Origin of the sequence: Pseudomonas sp. NPDC079367, from assembly GCF_044542195.1 — a bacterium.
GTDB lineage: Bacteria > Pseudomonadota > Gammaproteobacteria > Pseudomonadales > Pseudomonadaceae > Aquipseudomonas.
In genome coordinates this window covers 1-2,265 of the sequence record NZ_JBITTW010000069.1, presented here as the reverse complement: position 1 = coordinate 2,265, position 2,265 = coordinate 1, and the positions used below count along the sequence as shown (strand labels likewise).

The 2,265-nt window shown below is 62.4% G+C and carries 2 protein-coding genes; both read left to right on the top strand.

Annotated features, from left to right (window positions below; genetic code table 11):
- Nucleotides 1-1,389: 3-phosphoshikimate 1-carboxyvinyltransferase (gene aroA, locus ACIGDJ_RS27725; RefSeq protein ID WP_397504694.1), on the top strand; the 1,389-nt coding region annotated here is incomplete at its 5' end.
- Complete coding sequence (gene cmk, locus ACIGDJ_RS27720; RefSeq protein ID WP_024013869.1) at nucleotides 1,386-2,075, top strand: (d)CMP kinase; 690 nt, start codon at nucleotides 1,386-1,388, stop codon at nucleotides 2,073-2,075. The genes aroA and cmk, both read left to right, overlap by 4 nt.
- Nucleotides 2,076-2,265: the final 190 nt, after the last annotated feature.

The window sequence follows — 2,265 nt, the reverse complement described above, 5'->3', positions numbered from 1 at the left end:
ACGCGCGCCCGGGTAGCCCGCGAGCATTTCAGTAAAATCCTGGCCCGCAGGGCCTATGTGGACGCTCTGAACTCCCACGATCTCATCTGCCTCGCACAACCCGCTCGCCGCCCGTCCGGTCGGATTCGCGTACCGGGTGACAAATCGATTTCCCACCGTTCGATCATGCTCGGCTCGCTGGCCGAAGGCGTCACCGAGGTCGAAGGCTTCCTCGAGGGCGAAGACGCCCTGGCGACCTTGCAGGCGTTTCGCGACATGGGCGTGGTCATCGAAGGCCCACACCACGGCCGCGTGACCATCCATGGTGTCGGTCTGCACGGCCTGGAACCTGCGCCGGGCCCGATCTATCTGGGTAATTCCGGCACTTCGATGCGTCTGCTTTCCGGCCTGTTGGCTGCGCAGAACTTCGACAGTGTCCTGACGGGTGATGCCTCGCTTTCGAAGCGCCCGATGAACCGCGTGGCCAATCCGCTGCGGGAAATGGGCGCCGTGATCGAGACCGCCGCCGAAGGTCGTCCGCCGATGACCATTCGCGGTGGCCACAAGCTCAAGGGCCTGACTTACACCATGCCGATGGCCAGCGCCCAGGTGAAATCCTGCCTGCTGCTCGCCGGTCTCTACGCCGAAGGCAAGACCACCGTGACCGAGCCGGCACCGACCCGCGACCACACCGAACGCATGCTGCGTGGCTTCGGGTACCCGGTCAGTGTCGACGGCGCCACGGCTTCGGTCGAGTCTGGCGGCAAGCTCACCGCGACCCACATCGAAGTGCCGGGCGATATCTCGTCGTCGGCGTTCTTCCTGGTCGCAGCTTCGATTGCCGAGGGTTCGGAGCTGGTGCTCGAGCACGTCGGCATCAATCCGACCCGTACTGGCGTCATCGACATCCTGCGCCTGATGGGCGCTGACATCACTCTGGAAAACCAGCGCGAGGTTGGCGGCGAGCCGGTGGCTGACTTGCGCGTACGGGCAGCTAGACTCAAAGGTATCGAGATTCCGGAAGAACTGGTGCCCCTGGCCATCGACGAATTCCCGGTACTGTTCGTTGCGGCTGCGTGTGCCGAAGGGCGTACCGTGCTGACCGGCGCTGAAGAGCTGCGGGTCAAGGAATCCGACCGGATTCAGGTCATGGCGGACGGCTTGCTGGCGCTAGGCGTCAAATGCGAACCGACTCCGGACGGCATCATCATCGACGGCGGCCAGATCGGCGGCGGGGAAGTGCACGGTCACGGCGACCACCGTATCGCCATGGCTTTCAGCGTCGCCTCGTTGCGCGCTAACGCACCGATCCGCATCCATGATTGCGCCAACGTCGCGACCTCGTTCCCCAACTTCCTCGCGCTGTGCGGGCAAGTCGGCATTCGTGTGGCACAAGAGGCTCAGTCGTGAAAAACATTGCACCGGTCATCACCATCGATGGGCCAAGCGGCTCCGGCAAAGGCACGGTCGCCGGGATTTTGGCCAAGCGTCTGGGCTGGAACCTGCTGGATTCCGGTGCGCTTTATCGATTGCTCGCGTTTGCTGCGCACAACCATGGCGTCGATCTGACCAATGAAGAGTTGCTGAAGACATTGGCCGCTCATCTGGATGTGCAGTTCATCGCGGCGACCGAAGGTCAGCTGCAGCGGATCATTCTGGAAGGCGACGAAGTCAGTGATGTCATCCGCACCGAAAGTGTCGGTTCCGGCGCTTCGCAAGTGGCTGCGCTGCCCGCCGTGCGCGAGGCGCTGCTGCAGCGCCAGCGCGCGTTCCAGGAAGCGCCGGGCCTGGTGGCCGACGGTCGCGACATGGGCACGGTGGTTTTTCCGGACGCACCGCTGAAGATTTTCCTCACCGCCAGTGCCGAGGAGCGGGCGCGCCGTCGATATTTGCAGTTGAAGGGCAAAGTCGAGGGTGTTAGTCTGTCGAGTCTGCTAGATGAGATCCGTGCGCGCGATGAGCGTGACACCCAGCGCGCAGTAGCCCCGCTCAAGCCGGCGGCCGACGCGATTCAGCTGGATTCCACGGAGCTTTCCATCGATCAGGTGCTTGAACGCATCATGAGCGAGATCGCCATTCGCGATATCGCCGGGTGACCAAGAGGGCCGCAGGGGACCAGTCATAGTCCTGCGGTGCTTCTTTTAAATGAAACTAACCCACACCGTCTGGGGTGTGGAGATGGGCGTTTTCTTCGCCCTCATCTACAGGAATTAAAATGAGCGAAAGCTTTGCGGAACTCTTTGAAGAAAGCCTGAAAACCCTGAACCTTCAGGCAGGCTCCATCAT